Annotated in this window: 3 protein-coding genes; all 3 read left to right on the top strand. The window is 41.3% G+C overall.

Annotation, left to right across the window (positions count from 1 at the left end; all coding sequences use genetic code 11):
• On the top strand, positions 1-722 hold a 722-nt coding region (locus tag K8S13_RS17935), incomplete at its 5' end, for a chromosome partitioning protein ParB (RefSeq protein ID WP_291464657.1).
• Positions 700-2,175: a helix-turn-helix domain-containing protein gene (locus tag K8S13_RS17930; protein ID WP_291464655.1), complete on the top strand. Its 1,476-nt coding sequence runs from the start codon at positions 700-702 to the stop codon at positions 2,173-2,175. The genes K8S13_RS17935 and K8S13_RS17930, both read left to right, overlap by 23 nt.
• A 29-nt stretch (positions 2,176-2,204) precedes the next feature.
• A partial coding sequence (locus K8S13_RS17925; RefSeq protein ID WP_291464654.1) for an ATP-binding protein occupies positions 2,205-2,482 on the top strand: 278 nt, incomplete at its 3' end.

The following is a 2,482-nucleotide window of genomic DNA, read 5'->3' as shown; positions in this document are numbered from 1 at the left end:
GGTGTGCAAAAAAGCTCAAGATCGGTATGGTTCCCTATAGTTCCTTTGGAAGTGATGAACCCCTTGGCATTATTAAACTTATCAGGACTTCAATCGCCCGCCCGCTTACGATCCTGGAACAGGCTAAAATGATTGATGAGCTTAAAAAGGTGCATGGCATGATCCATGGAGATATTGCCGACCTTCTTCAGAAAAGTAAGGCTTGGGTGAGCATGCGGAGCGGTATTCTTGGAGAAATGAGTGAGTACGTGGCAAAACGGGTATTTAACGGAGATTTTCCAGTTTATTCATTTATGTACACACTGCGAAAGTTCATACGTATGAACTCAATTAGAAAAAATGAGATTGATGAATTTGTAAAATTGGTTGCCGGCAAAGGATTGAGTATCCGTGACATTGAACTTTTGGCTAATGGTTTCTTCAAAGGGTCTGGTAATTTACATCAACAGATCAAAGAAGGCCATATCACCTGGGGCCTGAATCAGTTAAAGAAAATATCAAGTCGGACAACAGAGTGTACAAATACAGAACAAAGGATGCTCAGGGATCTTGAGTCTGTGCAACGATATATGCAAAAAATCACCTGTAGAATCCGAGATGACCGCCTTGGCAGTGATATCTTCCAGGTTCAGGCAAGTCTTTTGGTTCAAGGGATCATCGATATTATGGATAATTTTACAGTTGCTGTAAGGAATCTATATGATCGATGTGAACAAGCGTAAAGCAATTTTTCTTCTTCATAATGAAGGCATGGGTGTCCGAGAAATATCCCGCAAACTTAAGGTCAGCACCAATACTGTCGGTAATATTATTGACCAGAAGGGTCAGCTTCCAGAGACAATAAGGCAGGACAAAATAAATGTTGACCCTGAACTTCTCAGGAAGCTTCATGTAAAATGTGATGGTTATGTCCAGAGAATCCATGAGATTCTTATTGAAGAAAAAGGAATTTCAATCGGGTATTCTACATTGACACGCAATATACGTGAACTGAATCTTGGGCAATCGAAAAACCAGCGTTGTGACCAGAGACCTGATGAACCAGGAGCAGAAATGCAGCATGATACAAGCCCCTACACCATAAAAATTGGAACAAACCGGGTCAAGGTCGTTGGCAGTGTTATCTACATGAGATACTCAAAGATGCGGTATCTAAAATTTTATCGTTCATTTAACCGATTTGCCATGAAGTGCTTTATTCATGAAGCGCTGACCTTCTGGGGATATGCTGCTCCGGTCTGTATTATTGATAACACCAATCTTGCCCGCCTTCGGGGAACCGGCAAAAATGCTGTTATTGCCCCTGAAATGAAGCAGTTTGCCAAACAATATGGATTTGAATTTATCTGTCATGAAGTTGGTCATGCCAACAGAAAAGCCGGTAATGAACGCAGCTTTTATACAGTAGAAACCAATTTTTTTCCAGGCCGTAACTTTGAAACCCTGGAAGACATGAACCAACAAGCATTTGACTGGGCAACCATTAGAATGCCCAACCGGCCGGTAAGCAAAACCAAACTGATCCCGGCCAAGGCATTTGAGTATGAACAATCTTTTCTTAAAAAGCTGCCTGCCTATATCACGCCTCCTTATATTGTCCATGAAAGAGGAACGGATCAGTACGGATATGCCGCTGTTGATGCGAACTATTACTGGGTGCCGGGAAAAACAAGGTTTGATGTAAAAATCCTGCAATTCTGTGATCATATGGAGATCTATCATAATAGAAAGAAACTGGCAGAATATCCATTGCCGCCGGACGGCATCAAAAATGATAAAATCAGTCCCAAAGGAGAACCCAAGCCAAAATACCAGCCAAACAACCGGAAAAGACCCACGGCAGGCGAGGAAAAGATTTTACGCTCTACAGCTCCTGAAGTGGATGCCTATCTTACTTTTGTCCTTACAATGAAGGGTAAAACCCGACATAGATTTGTTCGTCAATTATACACCCTGCACAAAAAAACTGCTTTGTCTGTGTTTGTTCAAGCCCTGAAACGTGCATTGAAATACAGAATAAAAAGTATGGATACCATTGAAAATATTATCCGGCTGCTTTTAAGACAGTCAGTTTATGAAATGCCACTACCTGAAATCGATGGAGAGTTCACAAACAGATCAGCGTATCTTGAAGGCCGATTTGCTGATGAGGTGGATCTATCAATCTACGAGTGACCTTCAGGTTACAAAGATAAGGAATAGCAATGGATGAAGAGTTTGAAAAAATGCTTAAATATCTTGGATTGAGAGGGTTACTTGCCAACTGGGACCATTATACCGACATTGCTAAAAAGGGCAGTTTCTCATCTGTCCGGCTTTTAAAGTATGTGGTTGAGCAAGAGTACAAAACCAAGCAGGAAAATGCCAGAAAACGAAGGATAAGTCTTGCAAAGATCCCGGAACCCTTTGTTATTGAAACCTTTCCTTTTGACAGGCAGCCGAAGTTGAATAAAAAAACAATTCTTACCCATTATGATTGTCT

This window comes from Desulfobacula sp. (assembly GCF_021107415.1).
The sequence above is the reverse complement of the archived record's forward strand: the minus strand, read 5'-3'. Positions and strand labels throughout refer to the sequence as shown.